Annotated in this window: 18 protein-coding genes; 14 read left to right on the forward strand and 4 right to left on the reverse strand. The window is 36.8% G+C overall.

The genetic code is table 11. The annotated features are described in order from the left end of the window. Positions 1 to 170: 170 nt before the first annotated feature. The 10 genes from QF004_RS03605 (at position 171) to QF004_RS03650 (ending at position 13,235) form a co-directional block, all read left to right on the forward strand. The gene (locus tag QF004_RS03605) at positions 171 to 1,667 is read left to right on the forward strand and encodes a redoxin family protein (protein WP_307422775.1); all 1,497 of its coding nucleotides are present in this window, start codon (positions 171 to 173) and stop codon (positions 1,665 to 1,667) included. Positions 1,668 to 1,741: 74 nt separating this feature from the next. Beyond that, entirely contained in the window at positions 1,742 to 2,047 is a 306-nt protein-coding gene (locus tag QF004_RS03610; RefSeq protein ID WP_307422778.1) for a hypothetical protein, read from the forward strand. Between the two features lie 99 nt (positions 2,048 to 2,146). Next, positions 2,147 to 3,556: a 23S rRNA (uracil(1939)-C(5))-methyltransferase RlmD gene (gene rlmD, locus QF004_RS03615; protein WP_307422782.1), complete on the forward strand. Its 1,410-nt coding sequence runs from the start codon at positions 2,147 to 2,149 to the stop codon at positions 3,554 to 3,556. Positions 3,557 to 3,586: 30 nt separating this feature from the next. Next, positions 3,587 to 6,091, forward strand: a complete 2,505-nt coding sequence (locus tag QF004_RS03620) for a zinc-dependent metalloprotease (RefSeq protein ID WP_307422786.1) — start codon at positions 3,587 to 3,589, stop codon at positions 6,089 to 6,091. Then, entirely contained in the window at positions 6,091 to 6,567 is a 477-nt protein-coding gene (locus QF004_RS03625) for a DUF6452 family protein (RefSeq protein ID WP_307422789.1), read from the forward strand. Before QF004_RS03620 ends, QF004_RS03625 begins: the two co-directional genes overlap by 1 nt. Further along, on the forward strand, positions 6,533 to 7,192 hold the full coding sequence (locus QF004_RS03630) for a DUF6048 family protein (RefSeq protein WP_307422792.1): 660 nt from the start codon (positions 6,533 to 6,535) through the stop codon (positions 7,190 to 7,192). Before QF004_RS03625 ends, QF004_RS03630 begins: the two co-directional genes overlap by 35 nt. A 252-nt stretch (positions 7,193 to 7,444) precedes the next feature. Continuing rightward, the gene (locus QF004_RS03635; RefSeq protein ID WP_307422796.1) at positions 7,445 to 10,360 is read left to right on the forward strand and encodes a reprolysin-like metallopeptidase; all 2,916 of its coding nucleotides are present in this window, start codon (positions 7,445 to 7,447) and stop codon (positions 10,358 to 10,360) included. Positions 10,361 to 10,614: 254 nt separating this feature from the next. Further along, positions 10,615 to 11,331, forward strand: coding sequence for a hypothetical protein (locus QF004_RS03640; protein WP_307422798.1), 717 nt, complete (start codon positions 10,615 to 10,617; stop codon positions 11,329 to 11,331). A gap of 518 nt (positions 11,332 to 11,849) precedes the next feature. Beyond that, complete coding sequence (gene trmB, locus QF004_RS03645; RefSeq protein WP_307422801.1) at positions 11,850 to 12,527, forward strand: tRNA (guanosine(46)-N7)-methyltransferase TrmB; 678 nt, start codon at positions 11,850 to 11,852, stop codon at positions 12,525 to 12,527. A gap of 15 nt (positions 12,528 to 12,542) precedes the next feature. Beyond that, entirely contained in the window at positions 12,543 to 13,235 is a 693-nt protein-coding gene (locus QF004_RS03650; RefSeq protein WP_307422804.1) for a DUF6759 domain-containing protein, read from the forward strand. A 90-nt stretch (positions 13,236 to 13,325) separates the two neighbouring features. Here the strand turns inward: QF004_RS03650 and rpsB are convergent, their stop codons facing one another. The 3 genes from rpsB to rplM form a co-directional block, all read right to left on the reverse strand. Continuing rightward, entirely contained in the window at positions 13,326 to 14,096 is a 771-nt protein-coding gene (rpsB, locus tag QF004_RS03655; protein ID WP_133439550.1) for a 30S ribosomal protein S2, read from the reverse strand. A 176-nt stretch (positions 14,097 to 14,272) separates the two neighbouring features. Next, positions 14,273 to 14,659 carry a 30S ribosomal protein S9 gene (gene rpsI / locus QF004_RS03660; RefSeq protein WP_307422808.1) on the reverse strand — a complete coding sequence of 129 codons (387 nt, stop codon included), beginning with the start codon at positions 14,657 to 14,659 and terminating at the stop codon, positions 14,273 to 14,275. A gap of 5 nt (positions 14,660 to 14,664) precedes the next feature. After that, complete coding sequence (gene rplM, locus QF004_RS03665) at positions 14,665 to 15,120, reverse strand: 50S ribosomal protein L13 (RefSeq protein WP_307422811.1); 456 nt, start codon at positions 15,118 to 15,120, stop codon at positions 14,665 to 14,667. Positions 15,121 to 15,453: 333 nt separating this feature from the next. Here rplM and QF004_RS03670 point away from each other — a divergent pair, with 333 nt between their 5' ends. After that, positions 15,454 to 16,905, forward strand: coding sequence for a fibronectin type III domain-containing protein (locus QF004_RS03670; RefSeq protein ID WP_307422814.1), 1,452 nt, complete (start codon positions 15,454 to 15,456; stop codon positions 16,903 to 16,905). Positions 16,906 to 16,929: 24 nt separating this feature from the next. Here QF004_RS03670 and QF004_RS03675 read toward each other — a convergent pair whose 3' ends face one another. After that, positions 16,930 to 17,262 carry a hypothetical protein gene (locus QF004_RS03675; RefSeq protein WP_133439553.1) on the reverse strand — a complete coding sequence of 111 codons (333 nt, stop codon included), beginning with the start codon at positions 17,260 to 17,262 and terminating at the stop codon, positions 16,930 to 16,932. A gap of 269 nt (positions 17,263 to 17,531) precedes the next feature. Between QF004_RS03675 and QF004_RS03680 the strand changes: the two genes are divergently transcribed. From QF004_RS03680 to QF004_RS03690, 3 genes are all read left to right on the forward strand, one after another. Further along, a complete protein-coding gene (locus QF004_RS03680; protein WP_307422907.1) occupies positions 17,532 to 20,912 on the forward strand; it encodes a methylmalonyl-CoA mutase family protein in 3,381 nt (1,126 codons plus the stop codon). 516 nt (positions 20,913 to 21,428) lie between these two features. After that, the gene (locus QF004_RS03685) at positions 21,429 to 22,574 is read left to right on the forward strand and encodes a serine hydrolase (RefSeq protein WP_307422818.1); all 1,146 of its coding nucleotides are present in this window, start codon (positions 21,429 to 21,431) and stop codon (positions 22,572 to 22,574) included. A gap of 97 nt (positions 22,575 to 22,671) precedes the next feature. Continuing rightward, a complete protein-coding gene (locus QF004_RS03690) occupies positions 22,672 to 23,403 on the forward strand; it encodes a pirin family protein (protein WP_307422821.1) in 732 nt (243 codons plus the stop codon). The last annotated feature ends 107 nt before the right edge of the window (positions 23,404 to 23,510 follow it).

Raw genomic sequence — 23,510 nt, forward strand, 5'->3', positions numbered from 1 at the left:
TTATAAAAAAACTGCTTTCAGAAATGAAAGCAGTTTTTCTTTGTTAAACTTTCACAAATCTTAAAAATAAATTTTTAATAACTCGGTGAAAACCCTATTTTTGCTCAGATTTAAAAACAAGGGTAGTTTGGTTGAATCAATTTTAATTAAATAAAAGAAAAACAATAAAGATGAGTAAGTATTTTTTAATGCTATTGGTTGCATTCGCTGCAATGTCATGTTCAAAAAAAGTGGAAGTTTCCGGTAATTTTGCCGGTGGATCACCATTAGAAAGAATTGAATTTATAGAAGCATCTGGCGTAGCGACACTTCCGTTGATTAATATTGGAGTAGACAGCAAAGGAAGCTTTTCCGGAAGCTTCGAGGCTCCGAAAGACGGTATGTATATTATGACTTATGCAGGTAAACAGGCGATGGTTTATCTTAAAGGAGGTCAGAAGGTAAATATCTCAGGACAGGCAGACGCTTTCCCCGCGAAATTTACAGTGACCGGCGATGCGAAGAAAAATAATGACTTCATCCAGGAATCATTAGCTTCTATCCAGGAATATGCAGGAAAAATAAATGTTGGTGAATTGGTAACTAAAGACGAAGCTGCATTTTTAAAAGAAGTTGAAAAAATAGGAACCGATTTAGAAAGCAGAATTGATGCTGCCGCTAAAAAAACATCAGCAGACAGTGAAGCTGTTCAGTGGAAAAAAGACGAATTGAATGCAAGTATTCTTGGACTGATGACTCAGTACGAAATGAATCACGCACAGGCAACCGGAAAAGCAGACTATAAAGTTTCCAAAAACTTTACCGATGCTGAAGCGAAGATGAGTACAAACAAAGACAGAATGTTGAAAAATCAACCGATTTACAGAAATTATTTATTGGGGAAATTAAGTAAGGATTTCCAGACGTATGCAGAAGCTCACAATAAATCGGGTCAGGAAACTTCTTCCGTTTTGTTTTCTAATTTTTTAGATACCAAAAAAGATATGCCTCAGTTAGAGAAAGATTATCTGTTGGCATTTGTAATGTCGAACAGTGATATCAATCCTTCTACGACTCCAGAAAATGCTGCAAAAATTACTAAACTGATCCAGGATAAAATTAAAGATGCAACAATCAAAAAAGATTTACAGCATATTCAGTTCGTTCTTTCCGGGCCTAAAGTGGGTGAGCCGATTTCAGCTGCAAAATTAGTGAAAGAAGATGGCAGCGCTTTCAAATTAGCAGATAACAAAGCAAAACCTGCAATGGTAATGTTTTACGCTTCCTGGAATCCATATATTAGCGAAGCGACCATTCCGGTTCTGAGAGAAATTACCAACTTCTACAAATCAAAAATGGATTTTATCTATGTCAATTTAGATGACACAAAAGATCAGTTTTCTAAAACAAGCAAAGCAATGTTAATGGGATTCCCGGGAACTAATGCATATGGTGAAGCCGGTATGAACTCCCAAATTGCAAAAGATTTAGGAATCTTTGGTTTCAAACTTCCATCATTTATCCTTATCGATAAAGAAGGCAAAGTGGCCAGCAAGTTTTTCTTTAATTTAGGTGATCCGGAATTAGTGACCATGCTTGATAAAATGACGGGATTAAAAGCGCCTGCTGCACCGGAAGCGACATTGCAAAATGATTTGGTTCAGCCTCCTGTGCCTGCAGCTAAATAATATTACGCCTGTTCAAAATATATTCCTGTCATTTTTATGGCAGGAATTTTTTTATATTTAATGAAAATTTTACGATGAATTCAAAACTCCTTATTCCCGAAAATATCCTTTATCCTGTTGCCATATTTGGATTGATTTTCACGGTGTTTTCGGTAACTCTTAATTTAGAAAGTTTGGGGACCCCTTATGATTTAGGCCTTGTCTTGATCTACGCAGGATTAATTGCCAACTTTTTGGCGACCGTTGTTCTCATTATTGATGTCTTTAAAAATAACCTTTCGACCAGATTTTTGTGGACCATGTCGTTTCTCTTTTTAGGTTCTCTTTCAGGATTGTTTTACTTGAAAAATAGAGATTATTACATAGCCAATAAAAATTAGATTATAAAGAGCACAAAATCAATAATTAAAAACTACAAAGCGGGAAAACTTCCGGTTTTTTTATTTTAAAACCTTACTTTTGCCTCCAGATTAATTGTCATGAGAAAGAGAAATAAAAATATTGTTTTAGAGAATATCAAATTGGTTTCTGCCGGTTCAAAAGGCGTTGCTGTAGGAAAAACCGCTGAAGGAAAAACCGTTTTGGTTTCAGGTGCGGTTCCCGGAGATATTGTAAATGCCCGCGTAAAAAAATCAAAATCCAATTACTTCGAAGCAGAAATGATTGAGATTGTCGAAAAATCACCTTTCCGTGTGGAACCGAAATGTATTCACTTCGGGGTTTGTGGCGGTTGCAAATGGCAGAATCTTTCTTATGAAAAACAACTGGAATTTAAACAGGACGAAGTTTTCAATCATATTAAAAGAATTGGAGGAATTGAAGATTTTGAAACTTTGCCAATTCTCGGGAGCGATGAACAGTATTTTTATCGTAATAAAATGGAATTTTCTTTTTCCAATGCACGTTGGCTCACCCAATATGAAATCAGTTCTGAAGAGAATTTCGGAAATCGCGATGCTTTAGGATTTCATATTCCAGGAATGTGGAGCAAGATTTTGGATTTGAAAGAATGTTTCCTTCAGGAAGACCCATCGAATGCAATGCGGCTGGCGATTAAAAAACATGCGATAGAAAATGGTTTAGAGTTTTTTGATGTCAAAGGTCAGCAGGGTTTTTTGAGAACCGTCATGTTCCGTCAGAATTCAAAAGGCGAGTGGATGGTTTTATTTCAGTTATTCCGGGAAGAAAAAGAAAATCAGCAGCAATTATTCGACTTTATGTTGGGCGAATTTCCACAGATTAAAACGTTGCTTTTCTGTATCAATTCAAAACAAAATGACTCTTTATACGATCAGGACGTTCAAACTTATTTTGGCGATGGTTTTTTAATGGAAGAAATGGAAGGCTTGAAATTTAAAATCGGACCCAAATCTTTCTTCCAGACGAATTATAAACAAGCCTTAAATTTATATGCAAAAACTTTGGAATTTGCTGATTTAAAAGGTGATGAGGTCGTTTACGATTTGTACACCGGAACTGGAACAATTGCTCAGTATGTTGCGAAAAAAGCCAAACAGGTCATCGGAATTGAGTCGGTTCAGGAATCGATTGATGCCGCAAAAGAACACGCAGAACTGAACGGTTTAACCAACTGCACCTTCTATTGTGGTGATATGAAAGAAATCTTCAATGATGAATTTATCGCACAACATCCCAAGGCAGATGTACTGATTACCGATCCGCCAAGAGACGGGATGCACCAGAAAGTAGTAGAGCAAATTCTGAAAATCGCACCGGAAAAAATCGTTTACGTAAGTTGTAATTCTGCCACACAGGCGAGAGATTTAGCTTTGATGAAAGACCATTACAAGCTGGTGAAGATTTTACCTGTAGATATGTTCCCACAAACGCATCATGTTGAAAATATTGCTTTACTAATTAAAATATAAACACTATTTTTATTTTTTTAATAAATAATTATGAAAGGATTAAAGAATTTTTTTGTGCTTACTGTATTGGTAGGCTTTGTGAATGCCGCAACAGCGCAGGTTAAAGACACCGTGGTTGTCAAATCAGATTCTTCTGCAACTGCTAAAGCTAAACCTGGTGCAAAAAAACCAGAGAAGATAAAACCATACAAAGAAGTGATTACTGATAAAGCGATCACAGATTTAGGGGTTCTTTCCGTTCATAAAGTTCAGGACAAATTTTACTTTGAAATTCCACAGACGCTTCTGGGTAAAGAATTTTTATTGGTGAGCCGATTAACCAAAGCGGCTGCTGGAATGCGCTCGGGAACGAGTGGTTATGCAGGAGACCAGATTGGGCAGAATGTAATCACTTTTGAAAAAGGGCCGCAGGATAAAATTTTCATCAAATCGATTTCCTTCGTAGATTACGCAAAAGATTCTACCTCTCAAATGTATAATTCTGTAATGCGGAATAATGTGCACGCCATTATTATGTCTTTTGATATTAAGGCATTCGGAGAAGATAAAAAATCATACGTCATCGATGCCACAGATATGCTTGATGCAGACAACGAACTGGTATCCTTTGATGCCACTGTGAAAATGGGTTACAAAGTCGGCGCCTTCCAAAAAGACAAATCTTACATTAATTTTGTTAAATCTTTTCCCAATAATATTGAAATTAATACCACCAAAACTTTTGCTAAAACATTAGGGCGTCTTACAGTTCCACCTGGACAGGAAAAACCCGTAGTCAGCGGAAACTATACGGTAGAAATAAACTCTTCTCTGGTTTTGCTTCCGGAGAATAAAATGCAGGCAAGATACTTTGATCCTCGGGTGGGTTATTTCGCAGTGGGGTATACCGATTTTGATTTAGATCCTCAAGGAGTAAAAAGAGTTTCTTTGATTAAAAGATGGAGACTCGAACCGAAACCTCAAGATTTGGAAAAATATAAAAGAGGCGAGTTGGTAGAGCCCGCAAAACCGATTGTATTTTATATCGATCCGGCAACTCCTAAAAAATGGGTTCCGTATTTAATGGAAGGTGTTAATGATTGGAAGAAGGCCTTTGAAAAAGCAGGATTTAAAAATGCGATTTATGCTAAAGTTCCCAATACTAAAGATGATCCGGAATGGAGTTTAGAAGATGCCAGATTTTCTGCAATTGTTTACAAACCTTCTGATGTTCCCAATGCATCAGGTCCGTCGATTTCAGATCCCAGAACCGGAGAGATTTTAGAAAGCCATATCAATTGGTACCATAACGTAATGCTTTTGCTGCGGAATTGGTATTTTGTGCAGGCATCACCCAATGATCCGCGCGCAAGAAAGATGGATTTCGACGATAAATTAATGGGTCAGCTTATTCGTTTCGTTTCTTCTCATGAAGTGGGTCATACTTTAGGGTTAAGACATAATTTCGGATCCAGTTCAACCGTTCCGGTAGAGAAACTTCGTGATCGGAACTGGCTGGAAAAAAACGGTCATACACCGTCTATTATGGATTATGCCAGATTTAATTATGTTGCACAGCCAGAAGATAAAGTCACCGAAGCTGGCATAATGCCAAGAATTGGTGATTATGATGATTGGGCAATTGAGTGGGGTTACCGCCGGTTTTACCAATATAATTCTCCGGATAAAGAAAAAGAGCACCTTAATAAATGGGTGATTACCAAGTTGAAAAATAACCGTCTTTGGTTTGGTACGGAAAGTAATCCTTACGATCCACGTTCTCAGAGTGAACAGGTGGGTGATGATGCAATGATTGCAAGTGCCTACGGTATTAAAAATTTAAAACGGATTGTAGATAATCTTCAGGACTGGACGAAAAAACCTAATGAAGATTTCAGCAATCTTTCAATAATGTACGATCAGGTGACAGGGCAGTTCTCGAGATATCTGGGACATGTGTCCAAATATATTGGCGGACAGTTAGAAACACCGAAAACAATTGAACAAAGTGGTTCTGTTTATGAAGTAGTTTCTAAAGCAGATCAGAAGCGGGCCTTAGAATTTTTAAATCAAAATATTTTTACAACACCGGAATGGCTTTTAAAGAAAGAAGTTTTTCAGAACACAGAAAAGACACCTGTTAATTTGGTGGAAAATCTTCAGACCACCGTTTTAAATAGAATTTTGGCAGACAATGTTCTTCAAATGATAAATCAGAGCCAAACGGAGGATGCAGATGCGTATGCATTGGTTGATTATATGAACGATTTGAAGGAAAATATTTTCACTAATTCAACCGAAGATATTTACCGGCGAAATCTACAACGCAATTACGTGGAGTCACTGATCGGTTTACTAAATGCGAAACCCTCATCGGCAAACAGATTTTCAAGAACTGCGGAAGTTTCTAAAAATTCCGATGTTGCTGCAGTGGTGCGTGGAACTTTAAATAACATTAAGGAAAATATTGCCGTAAAAAAACCGGCTGATCTTGTGAATAAGTATCATTATGAAGATTTGACGTATAGAATACAAAAAGCCCTGGATCCTAAATAATGAAAAAAAAAATCCTTTTCTTGCTGCTCATTTTCTTGTTTCTCTGTTCCTGTGGTTCAGATGATGATATCTGCATCGGTGGTGAAGCAACCCCGCGGATGAAGATTAAATTCAAGACTAAATCCAGCGGAAAAATGAAAACAATGGATTCCCTTTTTATTGCGGTAGATTATGGCTCAGGCCCGATTGGGGTTTTTGGCACTGTCGTAAAAACAGATTCTGTTTTGATTCCATTGCGGGTAGATGACCAGCCTTTTACGAAGATGTATGTGGGCGTTTCCAGAGTGGCTGTGAATTCTGAAATTAAAATTAATTATACCACGACTTCCCAATATGTTTCCCCGGCGTGTGGAATAAAAAAATTGTATCAGAATCTAAATTCTGTACTCGAAGTTCCCAATGCAGTTTTGGGAGTTGAACAAAATCAAAACCAAATCATCGATGAAAGCAAAACGCATCTTTACCTTCTTTTTTAGTTTTCTTTTCTTGATGACTTTTGCTCAAAAGGAGCAGGATTCGCTTAAAGTAAAATGGAAATACGAACCTAATTTTTTAGCCGGTTTTGATGTTTTGAATGCAGGAGTTGGCGCTTTTTCAGATCGGAAATTATTTCAGGGTTTCGTCTCTTCACATATAAAAGGAAATTGGTACGCCATCGCAGATGCAGGTTTTGAAAAGAATATTTATCAAAAAAACGGATATGATGCTTCGGTCAGTGGGCCTTTTCTAAAATTAGGGACACTTTACATGTTAGCCCACGACCAGGAAAATCCGACGAATGGCTTTTTTGTTGGTGGAAAAATAGCGGGCTCCTTTTATAATCAGGAATATAAAGCCATTCCGATCCGGGGATATGGTGGGAGTGATGCGTCTCAGGCATTCCCTGCATCTAATCAAAGTTCTTATTGGATGGAGGCAAATATTGGCGGAAGAGTACAGTTGTTTGATTCCCCTTTTTATATTGAAGCCACTGTTCAGCCCAAATATTTATTGTTCAGTACTAAACAGGATGAAATTAAACCGATGATCGTTCCGGGATTTGGAAAAAGTTCCGCAAAATTTAATATGGGATTTTCCTGGAATATCGCTTATTCTTTTTAATGATATAGCTTATAGTGCGAATGCCGGATGGCTTGTTTTTGAGCTATTATTACGACAATTATTTCTTAAATAGTTTCCCTAAATTTGATTTTTAATAATTTAGTAGCATTTAATTATAAATATGTTAATTTTTATGAGGGATAAATACGGATTAATTTATTTATTAAAGGGAAAGTTGTCAATTTTATTTTGACGTCTAACAAAAAAAAATTACTTTTGGCTAATGATATTTAATAAATAAATTAGTCTTATATGAAGAAAATTTTTACTTCCTTACTTTGTGGATTGATGGGCACGGCAGCTTTTGCACAATGGAGTCCAACATCAATGCAAGGCGAGAAAATCCGGCTTTCATCCAACGTAAAAAAATACTATTCCTTAGATCTCAAGATGATGAGATCCAAACTTGCCAATGCGCAGGAAACCGGAAAGAGCGCAAAGCCGGTAGAGATTCAACTGCCAACTCTTGATGGCAAAGTTGAAAGATTTGCAGTGTACAGTGCGCCTGTTGTGGTGAAGTCTTTGCAGGATCGTTACCAATTGGGTTCTTATGTAGGCGTTGGGATTGATGACCCTACAGCGTATGTAAGATTCAGTGTGGCACCGAACGATTTCCAGTCGATGATTCTTAGGAATGGAGCTTATGAGTTCATAGAGCCACAAAATACAGGTAAAACCGTTTACGGTGTTCACCCGAAAACCAATAAATCGGAAGCCGATAAAGCATTTGTTTGTTCTACAAGCGAAGAGCCTTTAACAAAACAGCAGATCGACAAGCTTTACATGTCTGGAAAAAATTTCACTAATAATCCCAGCGATTTTAGCAAAGCTTCTGACAAAAAGTACAGAACAATGCGCTTGGTAATGACTACTAATGGGGAATATACTACTTATTTTGGTGGTGTGGCCGGAGCTATGGCTGCCATTAATGCAACATTAACCCGTTGCAATGGTGTTTTTGAAAAAGATTTTGGTCTTCATTTAATTCTTCAGGATTTCCCGAGTTTAATTTATACCGATGCATCTACAGATCCATTTACAACAGCGACAGTAAGCAGCGTTCCTTCTGCTTGGAACTTAGAAACTCAAAAAGCAATTACAGCAGTTGCAGGTGAAGCAAATTACGATATCGGCCATATGTTTGGAGCATATGGTGGTGGTGGTAACGCAGGTTGTATCGGCTGTGTTTGTGAGAGTCCATCAGTAAATGGAAGTGGGATTCCTACCAATACGAAAAAAGGTTCAGGTATTACATCTCCAGCTGATGGAAAGCCGTTTGGCGATAACTTCGATATCGATTATGTAGCGCACGAAATGGGTCACCAATTAGGCGCAAACCATACTTTCTCTCATAATAGTGAGTTTTCAGGACAAAATGTGGAGCCTGGCTCAGGATCTACAATCATGGGGTATGCAGGAATTACTGGTGCAACTGATATTCAGCGCCATTCTGATCCTTATTTTCACATTAACTCTATTATACAGGTTCAAACTAATTTGAACGATAAAACGTGTGATATCGAAACGGCTGTTACCAATAACCCACCTGTTATTACGCCAATGCCGGATGTAACCATTCCCAAAGGAACAGCTTTTGTATTGACCGCTCAGGCGACTGATCCCGAAAATGATGTTCTGAATTATACTTGGGAACAGGTAGATGATACATTTGAGCCTATTTCTAAATCTAATTTAGGAACCACAAGAAATGGTGCAAGTTTTAGATCAATTATGGGAACTGCTAATCCAACAAGATATTTTCCAAAACTGGAAACCGTAATGACAGGCACTCTAAGTAACCCGAATGGTTGGGAAGCGGTGTCAGCGATAGCAAGAGACTCTAACTTTAAAGTTACAGTTAGAGATAATAATCCCGATGTAACAGAACAGCAAACTCAAACTGCTGCTCAGAAAGTAACGGTAAGTGCTAATGGACCATTTAAAATCACCTCTACAAAAGTTTATAACAATGCTCCAGGTCCATTGAACTGGGATGTAGCAGGAACAAACGCCGCTCCGTTCAATGTGACGAATGTGAAAATTGATTATACAACAGATAATGGCACAACATGGACGGTTTTAACAGAATCTACACCAAACGACGGAACTGAAGACTTTATCTTTGCATCGTTTGCAACAAACACGGCTATGAAAATGAGAATTTCTGCGATCGGAAATGTATTTTATGCAATTGCTCCGGTGGTAGTATCCGTGACCAGTGCATGTGATAACTCAGCGCCGGCAGGACTTGCAGTTTATGGAATTTCAAATACTGCGGCAAATCTGAGCTGGGATCCAATTAGTAATGCTACCTATAAAGTAAGATATAAAAAAGTATCAGACGGTATGTGGACGGAGGTCGCTTCTTCCAAAAGCAGCTATAGCATTACCGAATTAGCTGAAGGTACTGCTTATGAAGTTCAGGTTGCGGCGGTTTGTACTGGGGTTACAGGTTCATTCTCGACATCTGTTAATTTTACTACGACTGTTGCTACATACTGCACAGCGGGAGCGGGTTCTACTAGTTATGAGAAAATTAGTAATGTAACATTTGCTAACATTAATAAAAGTTCAACAAGTAAAGCGGGATATGAAGATTTTACCTCCGTAGTAGGAAATGTAACCAAAGGAATGACTTATGCATTCAACGCTACGGGTACAGGATCATTTGCCACTGACGAAGTAAAGGTTTGGATCGATTTTAATCAGGACAAAAACTTTGATGACTCCGAACTTGTTGTGGTTTCAGGAATGAAAAAATCTCCTTGGACTGGGTCTGTAGTTATTCCTCAGAATGCAAAATCAGGTCTTACCAGAATGAGAGTGAGATTACATGATACCAGTGAAGGCAGTAATGGAACTCCTTGCGGTTATTCGGGATATGGACAGGTTGAAGATTATACGTTAGATATTGGCAGTCTTGCAGTAGGTGAAAGTGGTACCAAAGCAAATATACAGCTGTACCCTAATCCTGCAGTTGACGTATTGAATGTTACTAAAGTAGGTAATAAAGCAACTTACACCATTTACAATATGACAGGGCAAACTGTCAGTAAAGGCAAAGTAGTCGATAATAAAGTACAGGTTTCTCAATTGCAGAAAGGAGTATATGTTATCGCGATAGATGACAATGGCGAGGCAGCCCAACTGAAATTTATCAAAAAATAGGACTTTGGTCTTTATCATCCTAATCCCCGGAAAACTTCCGGGGATTTTTTGTTTTAATAAAGTAAACCATTAAAATAAAATCCATTAACATTTATTTGGACCATTTAACCAAACTTTAACCATGTTTTGAAATCCAAATTAGAATTATTAGTAAAAAATTCATTTATTTTGTGCACTGTATGAGGAAAGTTTTTTTACTGCTCACTTTTTTTATTTTAATTAAAGTTCAGTCCCAGTTTTTTTCCGGTGAAATTTTGATTAGAGATAAATCGGTGTATTATCTTAATCAGGTATATGTCACCAATATTACCGCTCAAAAGACGGTTTATACCGATTATTTTGGAACGTTCAAAATCCCTGCAAAACCGGGAGATATAATCCGTTTTACTTCTATAGTGACCGATCGTACTGATGTGAAGGTGACTGCCGAGCAACTCCAGACCGATAAAAATTTTGTAGAACTAAAAATCGCCTACTATGACATACAGGAAGTGGTGATTAATAAATTTAAGCCTACCGGAAATCTTAAAAAGGATGTGAGTTCCCTGAAAAATGGAGATAAAACATGGGAACTGCAAAAGATGATTGGCCTTCCGGCACCCGTTGGAGATGGAACATCCCCTCAGTTACCCGTAGCAGGATTCAGCGGAGGCGGACTTACATTTAGTTTAGAAAGTATTTATGACATTTTATCGGGCGAGCGTAAAAAACAGGAGCGGGCGCAACAATATGAAAAAATGAATGTCGCAGTTACCAATATCAGAAACTATTATGGTGAAGCATACTTTACCAACCTTAAAATACCCGTAAATCTCATCGACAACTTCCTGCAGTTTGTCTATTCTTCAGACAACCTTTATCCTTTTGTAAAGGCTAATAATTATGAAGCAGTCGCGATTTATATCGACAAATATCTGCCTATTTATCAAAGAAGATTAAAAAACTCGCAGTTGATGAACGAGTTTAGGTAAATTACAGTCGTCATTATTGACTTTGCTTATTATTTTTTATCCTTGGAGATATCCTTGCTTTAAAGACAATAATCTGGTTACGGGTTGATACAATAAATACTTCCGTTTATCATTGGCTGAAGCCACCCTTTTTTACTTTTCATTTTCCACTTCTGCTTTTGTCAAAATGTTGATGAACACATCTTCTGCGCAAATGAAATAAGACTGTTCCGGAAAGAAAGTATTGTGTTGAGAATACATCTCAGACTGTAATTTAATTGTAAGAATTGAAGGAGTGGGAAATGCGAACTATACCCTTGCGGCACCTTAATATGCAGAAATTTCCATTGTGGTGACAAAGGGTGGTTATGTGTTTTCGGGGAACGTATGGCGCGCCGGATCTTCTTCATAGAAGAACATACAAAAATCAATTGTGGTTTCTCTAAATAATCCCGGTAAATAAATCATGATTTCTTTTTAAATTTTTAAAGCAGTAAGAAATTATTTTTAAGTAATTTTGAACGATTTTTGAAAAAAATATGGGTAAAAATAAAATGGCAAGATTTGCCGAAAACAAGACGCTTCCGAATGTATTTCAACCAACCAGAGCTGAGGCTTTAGCTGATTTTCATCTCAAAGGTAAATGGCGACAGGAGGTATTTAAAAATGACAATCCTATCGTCTTAGAATTGGGATGTGGCAAAGGTGAGTATTCGGTAGGCTTGGGAAGAGCCTTCCCGGAAAAAAACTTTATAGGAGTCGATATCAAAGGAGCCAGATTTTGGTTTGGTGCAAAAGATGCCATCGATAATAATTTGAACAATGTTGCGTTTCTAAGAACGCAGATTGAGTTAATTGATCATTTTTTCGATGAAGGTGAAGTTGACGAAATCTGGATAACCTTCCCAGATCCGCAAATAAAATACCGGCGGACCAAACATAGAATGACCCATCCGGAGTTCCTGGAACGGTATAAGAAAATTTTAAAGAAAGATGGAATCATGCATCTTAAAACAGATTCAGAGTTTTTGCACGGATATACACTGGGACTGCTTCAGGGGTTAGGTCATGAAATTATGTTTGCTAACCACGACATTTATGGTGCTCCGGAGTTTGATCCCGAGACCCCTTTATTACGGGAAATAAAAACCTATTATGAAGGATTGTTTTCTGCCAAAGGGAAAACCATCACTTATATTAAATTTAAAATTAAATAACCGCTCATTACATTAATGAAGAAAATATTTTTCACACTTTCGATAGTAAGTTGTATTGCAATTTCTGCTCAGAAAAAATATAATAATATCGTCAACAGCAATAATATTACCGAGATCGAAAACTTTCTGAAGGAGGCTCATCCTGACGATTCACGACGGTTCATGCTGAAACGCAAACTGGTTTCGCTGAAAAATCAGCAATGGATGAAACAGGAGAAATCGAGTTTTTCAGCGGTGCAGTATTCAAAAGCTAAAGCGGCGGACCAGACTGATCCAACAGGAACTTCTGTGAAGAGTACATCTTCAGGTATGAGTAATTACAGGAGTGAGGAAGAAGAATTCCGACAGTTAATTACCGAAACATCAGCAACGCATAAGGAAAAGACAGTGAAATTATTAAATCAAATGTTTGATAATGATATTTCAAATGAGGAGGCAATTCTTTTAATAAAAAATACGGGAGACTGTAATATCATTGTTAGGATTAAAGGAAAGGAATTTTATAATCTTGCAGTTCCTGCACATGGTGAAAATTTTTTGACCGTAAAAAAAGGAGAGTATTCGCTATATGGTAATATGTGCGAAGCACGATATCATTCGAGCAAGAATATCGCTAAGAATATGTTGGTAACACTCAATAAGATACCCAATAAAAGCCATGCGGAAAGAACTGGTACTGGTAACAATGCCACCGGGATTTCCAATTAGAACGAAATTTATACCATAAGGAATCCGGTTATAGATAAAAAAAAGGTTCAGAAAAAATTCTGAACCTTTTTTTATTGGGAAGATAAAATCTTATTCTGCAGCAGCGGAATCGAAATCTGCATCAGCATCGGCTGAAACTTTCTCTCCTTCTTCTTTAGATTTTTCTTTATCTGCTTTTCTTTGAGACAAACCATCTTTGATAGAAGCTGAAACTACGCTCAAGATCATATCAATAGATTTAGATGCATCATCATTTCCAGGAATTACGTATTCCACTTTTCTTGGATCAGAGTTTGTATCTACGATTGCGAAAATTGGAATTCCCAATTTCTTAGCCTCAGTAACAGCGATGTGTTCTTTCATGATATCAACAACAAAAAGTGCTGATGGAAGACGAACCATATCAGAAATTGAACCTAAGTTTTTCTCAAGGTTTGCTCTTTGACGGTCAACCTGTAGTCTTTCTTTTTTAGATAAAGTTTCGAAAGTTCCGTCTTTCTTCATTTTATCAATGTGGTTCATTTTCTTAACCGCTTTACGGATGGTAACAAAATTTGTTAACATTCCTCCTGGCCATCTTTCAGTAATATAAGGCATATTAAGTTCTGCTGCATATTTCGCTACAACTTCTTTTGCTTGCTTTTTTGTAGCAACAAAAAGAACTTTTTTACCTGCAGAAGTGATTTTTTCCAAAGCTGAACAAGCTTCGTCCAATTTCACAGCTGTTTTATGTAAGTCTACGATGTGAATACCGTTTTTCTCCATAAAAATGTATGGAGCCATATTTGGATTCCACTTTCTGGTCATGTGACCAAAGTGTACGCCTGCCTCTAAAAGGTCTTTAACATTTGCTTTTGCCATGTCTCTTTTTTGTTTTTAGTTTACGTGCCGCTTTATGCAATCAACGATTTCTTTGATGGGAGAAATGTTTGGGTGCTAAACTAACGGGGCATTTTTTGATTAGATAATAGATGAATAGATAACAGACATTCGACAAAAAGTCTCAGGTCTCCAATCTATAAGTCTCCAGTCTCGTATTAACGTTTCGAGAATTGGAATTTCTTTCTTGCTTTTTTCTGACCTGGTTTCTTTCTTTCCACCATTCTTGCGTCTCTCGTAAGCAATCCGTGTGGCTTAAGAAGCAAACGGTTTTCTTCGTTGATTTCGCACATCGCTCTAGAAATAGCTAATCTGATAGCTTCAGCCTGACCGGTAATACCTCCACCGAAAACATTCACAGTCACGTCATACTGACCTACTGATTCTGTTAACAAAAATGGCTGATTCACTTTGTAAACTAAAACGTCAGTCCCAAAGTATTCCTTAGAATCCTTTTTGTTTATCGTGATCACACCAGAACCTGGTCTCACATAAACTCTTGCAACAGAAGTTTTTCTTCTTCCGATTTTATGAACTACTGACATATTAATTATTTGAATTCGTTAATATTAATTACTTTTGGCTGCTGAGCTTCATGTTTGTGCTCGGTTCCTTCATATAAATAAAGGTTTTTGAACAATTGATTCCCTAATTTAGTTTTTGGAATCATTCCTTTTACAGATTTTTCCAATACTTTCAAAGAATCTTTCTTTTGAAGTTCGAGCGCAGTCATTGACTTTTGACCACCTGGATAACCACTATGCCAAATGTAAGTTTTGTCAGCCCACTTGTTTCCGGAAAGGGTAATCTTTCCAGCATTCAAAACGATTACATTGTCTCCGCAATCTGCGTGAGGTGTAAAATTCGTTTTGTGCTTACCTCTCAAAATCTTTGCAACCTTGGAAGCTAATCTTCCTAACGGCTGTCCTTCAGCGTCTACCACAACCCATTCTTTATTTGCAGTAGCTTTGTTAGCTGAGACGGTTTTGTAACTTAATGTATTCACACTTTTTTCGTTTACGATTAAACATAATTTTCCCCAAAACGGGTGCGCAAAGGTATGAATTTTTTTTTCTATCTCGAAATATTTGTGAAAATTTATTCCAAACATTTGAAATTGAAAATAATAGGACATTTTATTTTCATTAATATCAAAAGAAATACTGGCTCAAAAGTTCCTAATTTCTCAATGATTCCTTTTTCTAAAGTTTGGAAATAAATAGTAAGCGACAAAAGTTATTGCGAAATTTTTCACAGAAAGCCTTCTTAGCTTTAAGTCCTTTGGTTTTTATATGAATTTTATTATAAAATCTATATATTTATATCGTAAAAATATATTATGAAATTTCTTTATCTATTTGTATTGATTTGCTGTGTATTTTCTTGTTCTGAACGAGAAGATGTGCAAACTAAAGAACCGGAAATTAATCAGCCTCCGTCTCAAGTAAATTTTAACATAGATAGTGTTTCACATAATTTCGCATACATCTCGTGGGAACCAGCCGTAGATCCTGAAAATGACGAGGTGAAATACAGTATTGAGTTAAATGGACAGAAATTAATGGAAAATTCTAAAGAAAGAACTTACAGATTTCAGAATTTAGAAGAATTAAAAAGCTATAATGGAAAGATTATAGCAACGGATATTTATAAGAATTCTAATTCCACGACATTTGCTTTTCAAACTAAAAAATATTATTTAACTTTTCTTAGAAATTATAAATTTCCGGGTCCTGATTTAACTTCTGGAGCTGCAACAAACATTTTAAAATTATCGGATGGAAACTATCTCATGGGAGGCTATGTATATTTCGATCGGGGATATTCGGTTTTTTTAATGAAAACTGATTACGATGGAAATGTAATTTGGAAGAAAAATTATGATATAGACGGTGAAAGTTCACCATCAACTTTCAAAATGAAAGAAAGTAAAGGTGAAATAATTATTGCTGCAAGTTATACTGTTGCAAAACTTGATTTGAACGGAATGTTGAAATGGAAAAACCGAATCAATACTTATGATAATGGTTATGGAAATTCTACGATCAATTCTTTCGCTATAGATTCTCAAGACAATATTTATGTAGTCGGAACATTAGCTGATGATAGTGATGATATAAATGAAAAAGGGCTTATTTCAAAGTTATCAAAAGATGGCAATAAAATATGGGAAAAAGAATACATTTCGCATATGCTTGAAACTGGCGGAAAATCTAGACATCTCAGATTTATGGATGTCGACATTCAAGATGATCAACTTGTGATTTTTGGCGATGTTAGTATTAACAACTCCTTTTCTACACAGCAAGTTTATTATTTATTTAAAACTAATTTAGACGGTAATGCAATTTCTGAGAAAATATTTGCCAACACAGGAGTGTCATATCAATTAGTTAAAAGAAAAAATGGGAATTATCTCTTAAGTAGCAGCCAAAATATAATGGAAATTGATAAATCTGGTAAAGAGTTGTGGGCAAAGACATTTTATAATCATTTTACGCCTTACGATATGTTTTTCTCTGTGAAGGAAACTCCTTCTGGCAATCTTTTATTTATTGGTAAAGAAGACAAAGGACTTTATAATGGCACCTATTTTCTTACAGATTCTAAAGGAAATATAATTTGGAAAAAATATTTTAAAGACCCGCCTAATTATACCATGGGATTAGACGTTGTTTTGGAAAATGATGGAGGTTTTAGACTTGCATTTCTTTTTGCACGCTATCACAGTTATAAAAAATGGTACGAAGAAGTAATGATTATAAAAACAAATCCTGAAGGTAATTATTAAACGTACTTTTTTTTAGAGATAAATTTATTTCCTCAAAGATTTCGTTTTCCTAAAACTGGCAAATACGTAATACGCCACAAACACCATTGAAAATTTGATAATTGATGGAACGGCTAATTCTAAATTAAACAGAATTAAACCTATAATTAGTAAAACTACCATCGATATAAAAGAATAGCCTAGTTTCTTCGGAAGAGTGAACTTTTCATCATCTAAAAAATAGGCAGTTCCCCAAGCCAAACCAAAAGCAAACCCATAATACAAATCCAATTCCCAACCCTGACTTCCCAATAAAAAGTAATTCAGTAAAAAACTGAGGCCGGTTCCGGCGAATAAATAGATAATTGCTTTTTGCATTTGAAATTAATTTCTGCAAAACTAACCATTTTTAAAGTTTTAACAATTCTAAAAAAGTGTTTACTCATTCTAATGATATGTTTTAGAAAATATAAGCAGTAATCCACAAAACACTTATTGGGACCTGAAATTAAACGGCTGGAATTCTTGCACCTGGACTAAAAAAAAGAATAATTCTCCTTGCTGACCTTTTCAAAATAGTTGAAAAGGTTTTCTTTTCCTCAAAATTCCAAAAAGTCTTATCTTTGAAACCAATCGAAAATTCAATTATGGAATCCCAAAAATATACACCGAAAAATAAAGTAAGAGTTGTAACAGCCGCTTCTTTGTTTGATGGACACGACGCTGCTATTAATATTATGAGAAGAATGATTCAGGCAACAGGAGCTGAAGTTATTCATCTCGGTCACGATAAATCCGCTGAAGAAGTAGTGGATTGTGCGATTCAGGAAGATGCAAATGCAATTGCATTAACTTCTTATCAAGGTGGTCACAACGAATATTTTAAATACATCTACGATCTTTTACGTCAGAAAGGCGCGCCTCAAATCAAAATTTTTGGCGGCGGCGGCGGCGTAATTCTTCCCGAAGAAATCAAAGAATTAATGGACTACGGAATCGACCGCATTTATTCACCAGATGACGGACGAGAAATGGGATTACAAGGCATGATCAATGATCTGGTACAGAAATCTGACTTCGCAACTGGCGAACATATTCAAGTTTCAGATTTAAATAAAATTAAATTTGAGGATTCAAAATCCATCGCCGAAATCATTTCAGCCGTAGAAAATTTCTCCGATGAAAAACCGGATCTCGTAAAAGCCATCGACGAAAAAGCCAAAGATTCAAAAATTCCAATCATCGGGATTACAGGAACGGGCGGAGCAGGGAAATCTTCTTTAACGGATGAATTGGTTCGGAGATTTTTACGTTCCAATCCTGATCAGAAAATCGCGATTATTTCTGTAGATCCTTCAAAAAAGAAAACAGGCGGAGCGCTTTTGGGTGACAGAATCCGCATGAATTCCATTAATGATCCCCGCGTTTATATGCGTTCGATGGCGACCCGGGAAAATAATGTTTCGGTTTCTCCGTACATTCATTCCGCTTTAAATATTTTAAAATTAGCAAAACCGGATGTTATCATTCTGGAAACCTCCGGGATTGGGCAGTCAGGTTCTGAAATTACCGATATCGCCGATGTTTCCATGTATGTCATGACGCCGGAATATGGTGCTTCGACGCAATTGGAGAAAATCGATATGCTGGATTATGCTGATTTAATTGCCTTAAATAAATCCGACAAACGCGGTGCTTTAGACGCATTGCAGGCTGTTCGGAAAACCTATCAGCGTAATCACACCGCTTTTGATAAAACGTTGGAAGAAATGCCGGTTTTTTCAACCAAAGCCAGTCAGTTCAACGATTACGGAACCACGGAATTGTACAATGCTTTAATTAATAAAGTCAATGAAACTTTAGAAAAATCGGAAGGTGAAAATACGCGTAAATTTAATGAGTTTATAGAACAGAACGTTTCCGATGACACTACGGTAATTCCGCCGAAACGCGTGCGTTATCTTTCTGAAATTGTAGAGTCGAACCGCGAGTACGATAAAGAAGTTGAGCGCCAGGCTTTAATTGCAAAAAGAATGTATCTGTTGGAAGGTGCAAAGGTTTTAATCACCGATGACCAGCATACTCATGATAAATTAGAGAAAGTATTTCTGAAAACTAAAAAAGAACTTTCCGAAGAAAATACCGCTTTTCTGAAAGGTTGGAAACATTTCAAAGAAGAAATGTCCGGAGATTCATTTTCTTATTTCGTTCGTGGAAAAGAAATTAAAGTGGAAACCAAATATGAATCTTTATCTCATTTAAAAATTTCGAAAATTTCTTTACCGAAATTTCAGGATTGGGGAGATTTATTAAGATGGAAAGGTCAGGAAAATGTTCCGGGACAATTTCCTTATACCGCAGGATTATTTCCTTTTAAAAGAACGGGTGAAGATCCAACCAGAATGTTTGCCGGCGAAGGTGGACCGGAAAGAACCAACCGCAGATTCCATTATGTTTCCGCAGATATGGATGCAAAACGTTTGTCAACAGCATTTGACTCGGTAACATTATATGGTCAGGATCCCGCTTTTCCGCCCGATATTTACGGAAAAATCGGAAATGCCGGAGTTTCAATTGCAACTTTAGATGATGCTAAAAAACTCTATTCCGGTTTTGATCTGGTGAATACCATGACGTCGGTTTCCATGACGATTAATGGTCCTGCGCCAATGTTGCTCGCCTTTTTCATGAATGCCGCTATCGATCAGAATGTAGAAAAACACCTTTCCGAAAATAATCTTTGGGAAGCCGTTGAAGAAAAATTAAAACAAAAGTTCGATGATAAAGGTTTGAAAAGACCTGCTTATGAAGGCGAACTTCCACACGGAAATAACGGTTTAGGTTTAAAATTATTAGGACTTACCGGTGACGAAGTAATTGATGCTGAAACTTATAATAAAATTAAGGCAGAAACCATTGCAACGGTTCGTGGAACGGTTCAGGCAGATATTTTGAAAGAAGATCAGGCGCAGAATACCTGTATTTTCTCCACCGAATTTGCGTTGAGATTAATGGGTGATGTACAGCAGTATTTCATTGATCAGAAAGTGAGAAACTTTTATTCGGTTTCTATTTCCGGTTATCACATTGCAGAAGCGGGCGCAAATCCGATCACGCAGTTGGCCTTTACTTTGGCCAACGGTTTCACGTACGTGGAATATTATTTGAGCCGCGGAATGGATATCAATGATTTCGCACCCAACTTATCTTTCTTTTTCTCGAACGGAGTTGATCCCGAATATGCCGTTATCGGCCGTGTCGCCCGTAAAATTTGGGCAAAGGCGATGAGGTTTAAATACCACGCGAACGAAAGAAGCCAGATGTTGAAATACCATATTCAGACTTCGGGAAGATCGCTTCATGCTCAGGAAATTGATTTTAATGATATCAGAACGACTTTGCAGGCTTTGTATGCGATTTATGACAACTGTAACTCTTTGCATACCAATGCTTATGATGAAGCAATCACAACTCCTACGGAAGATTCAGTGCGTCGTGCAATGGCGATTCAGTTGATCATTAATAAAGAATTAGGTTTAGCGAAAAATGAAAATCCGCTTCAGGGTTCGTTTATTATTGAAGAATTAACGGATTTGGTGGAAGAAGCAGTTTATATCGAATTCGACCGAATTACGGAAAGAGGAGGTGTTCTCGGTGCGATGGAAACGATGTATCAAAGGTCGAAAATTCAGGAGGAAAGCATGCATTACGAAATGCTGAAACATACGGGAGAATATCCGATCGTCGGTGTGAATACTTTCCTTGGAAAAGACGGCTCGCCAACGGTCCGTCCGGGAGAAGTGATTCGTTCCACCGAAGAAGAAAAACAATTACAGATTCAGAATTTGCAGAATTTCCAGAAGTCGCATGCTGATAAGAGTGACGAGATTTTAAGAGATTTACAGACTGCCGCCATCAACCAGGAAAATTTATTTGAAAAAATGATGGAAGCGGTGAAATACTGTTCGCTTGGGCAAATCACCAACGCTTTGTTCGAAGTGGGCGGAATGTACAGAAGGAATATGTAGGCTGCTTTTGAAAATCTTAAATATGATTTTATCAACCGTGTCAATGTTTAAATCCTTGACACGGTTTTTTTATATAACAGGAATTTACTTGCCATTATTGAATCAGTATTAAAAATTGGAACTAAGCGAATTTTGGATCATCAGAAAAAATACAGTTGGTCAAAATCTGATTTTTGTGCAGTCGTCCTAAAAAGACATTGGAACCCAGTAAATCATCTCCGATTACGTATTCTCTAAGGTGTTCAAACTGCACCCAATCCCATAGCAACCCCTAGTGTATGCTGACCTTATGCTGACTGTATGCTGACCCCTTTCATTGTTTTCATTGTCCGAACATCGGTCATGGGAAATAATTTGAAGAACTGATTTTTTTTACTGCCCTTTTCAGATCTGAAATAATCACAGCAGTCCATATTCTTCAAAATTAATTATTTATATCTTTCTCCCCAAATTTTATGGTTTAATCTCCATTTTTTCTTTCAGGTTAATTTCAATATTTTTATAAAAACTTCAAAAGTGATTCAAAAATTCAAACTGCTTTATTTTCTCTTTCTATTGGTTGCAATTTTTTCCTGTAAATCGGAAGAAGATAAGCGGGTTGAGCGAACCGTAGCACGAAATGCGGTCATCGACAGTACCCTCACGGTTTTTAAGCAAAAGCTTTTGAAGGTTCAAATCGATTCTGTATTTGCGAAAACCCAGTTTAATGGCAACATTTCTGTTCTTCAGGATGGGAAAATTTTATATCAAAAAGAAAACGGTTTTGAAGATTTTAAAGACAAAACAAAACTCGACAGCAGTTCGGTTTTCGCAATTGGTTCAGTAAGCAAACAGTTTACGGCAGTTTTAATTTTATTGCAGGAAGAAGAAGGAAAGCTTTCCACAGAGGACAAAGTTTCTAAATATTTAACGGAATTTCAACCACGACAATTTGAAAATATTAAGATTAAAGAATTGCTGAATCACACTTCAGGAATCAGCGATTTCGGAAATGGTTTACTGTCAAAACCGGGACAGGAATTTAATTATTCCAATAAAGGGTTTTATTATTTGGGAAAGATCATTGAAAAGGTTTCGGGTAAATCGTATGATGAAAATGCCATGGATCTTTTCAGAAAAGTGGAGATGAAAAGTTCTTCCACTGCAAATCTTTTTAAAGGAGCGCATTTTGCGTCCGCTTACATCCGTAATTCAAATAATTATTTTAAAGTTGAAAATATGCCGAAGCGACTTTCAGCAAAAGAAATTTCTGTGCCTGCCGGTGGTATTTTGTCAACGGTTAATGATTTGCATCTTTGGAATAATGCTTTGTTTAAGGGGGATATTTTAAAACCATCCTCTTTAAAAAAGTTAAGGGAAAAATCTGCGGACAGGAATCACCAGATTCTAGGGAAAATGAATTATGGTTTTGGTTTGATGATGAATGTCGGAAAACCTGAATCGTATTTTCATACCGGCTATGTAAAAGGGTCGCCTTCTTTGAATATGTATTATCCGGAAACAAATACTTCGGTGGTGATTTTGTCTAATATCGCTGATGAAAGCAAAGGGAAAAATGCCGTTTTTTATCCTCACAAAGAAGTGAAGAAAGCAACTGATTGGGTGGAAAATGCAGTTGTTGAATTTCGAAAAGAGATGTTAATAACCTCCCTTTCCGAGTAAATGCGGAGAGGTTTTAAAGTTGAAATGTCTTCTTGTCCTACATCAATGGTTTGCAAATGAACATGTTGTAAATTTGCGGTGTTAAAATCATTAAAATATGAAAACAATTTATCATAAAGCAGATTCAAGGGGTCATGCAAATCACGGCTGGTTAAACAGTTATCACACTTTTAGCTTTGCAAATTATCAAAATCCCGAACGCGTCCATTTCGGAGTTTTGCGCGTGCTGAACGATGATTCAGTTTCGAAAGGAATGGGGTTTGGGACACATCCTCACCGGGATATGGAAATTATTTCAATTCCGTTATCAGGCGATTTAGAACATAAAGATTCGATGGGAACCACTGCGGTTATCCGGAAAGGCGAAATCCAGGTGATGAGTGCAGGAACCGGAGTTCAACATAGCGAATACAATAAAAACAAAGATGAAGAAGTTAAGTTCTTGCAGATTTGGGTTTTCCCCCGGGAAGCAGGTGTTGAACCAAGATATGATCAAAAGAGTATCGTAGAAAGTGCAAAAATTAATGACTTTCAGCAAATATTATCACCCAATAAGGAGGATGATGGCGTTTGGATCCATCAGGACGCCTGGTTTAATTTGGCAAATTTTGAAAAAGGCCACGCAAAAGATTATGAGCTCAACAAAAATGGAAATGGAGTCTATGCTTTTGTTTTGAAAGGCAGTGCAAAAATTGGTGACCAGATTTTAAATGAAAGAGATGGTTTAGGAATTTGGGATACTCAAAGTTTTAATGTGGAGGCTTTAGAAGACACTGAAATTCTTTTAATGGAAGTGCCAATGGAACTCCCAGATTATCTTAAAAAGTAAAAGAATCGGCTTAGAAATAAGTCGGTTTTTTTGTATCAATTTTTCACTCGATGCATTAAGATAAATCAAAATCGAAGTTTTTTTTTAAGGCGAAAAAATCCGGCTCA

The sequence above is a fragment of the Chryseobacterium sp. MDT2-18 genome, from assembly GCF_030815285.1.
GTDB classification, from domain to species: Bacteria; Bacteroidota; Bacteroidia; order Flavobacteriales; family Weeksellaceae; genus Kaistella; species Kaistella salivictor.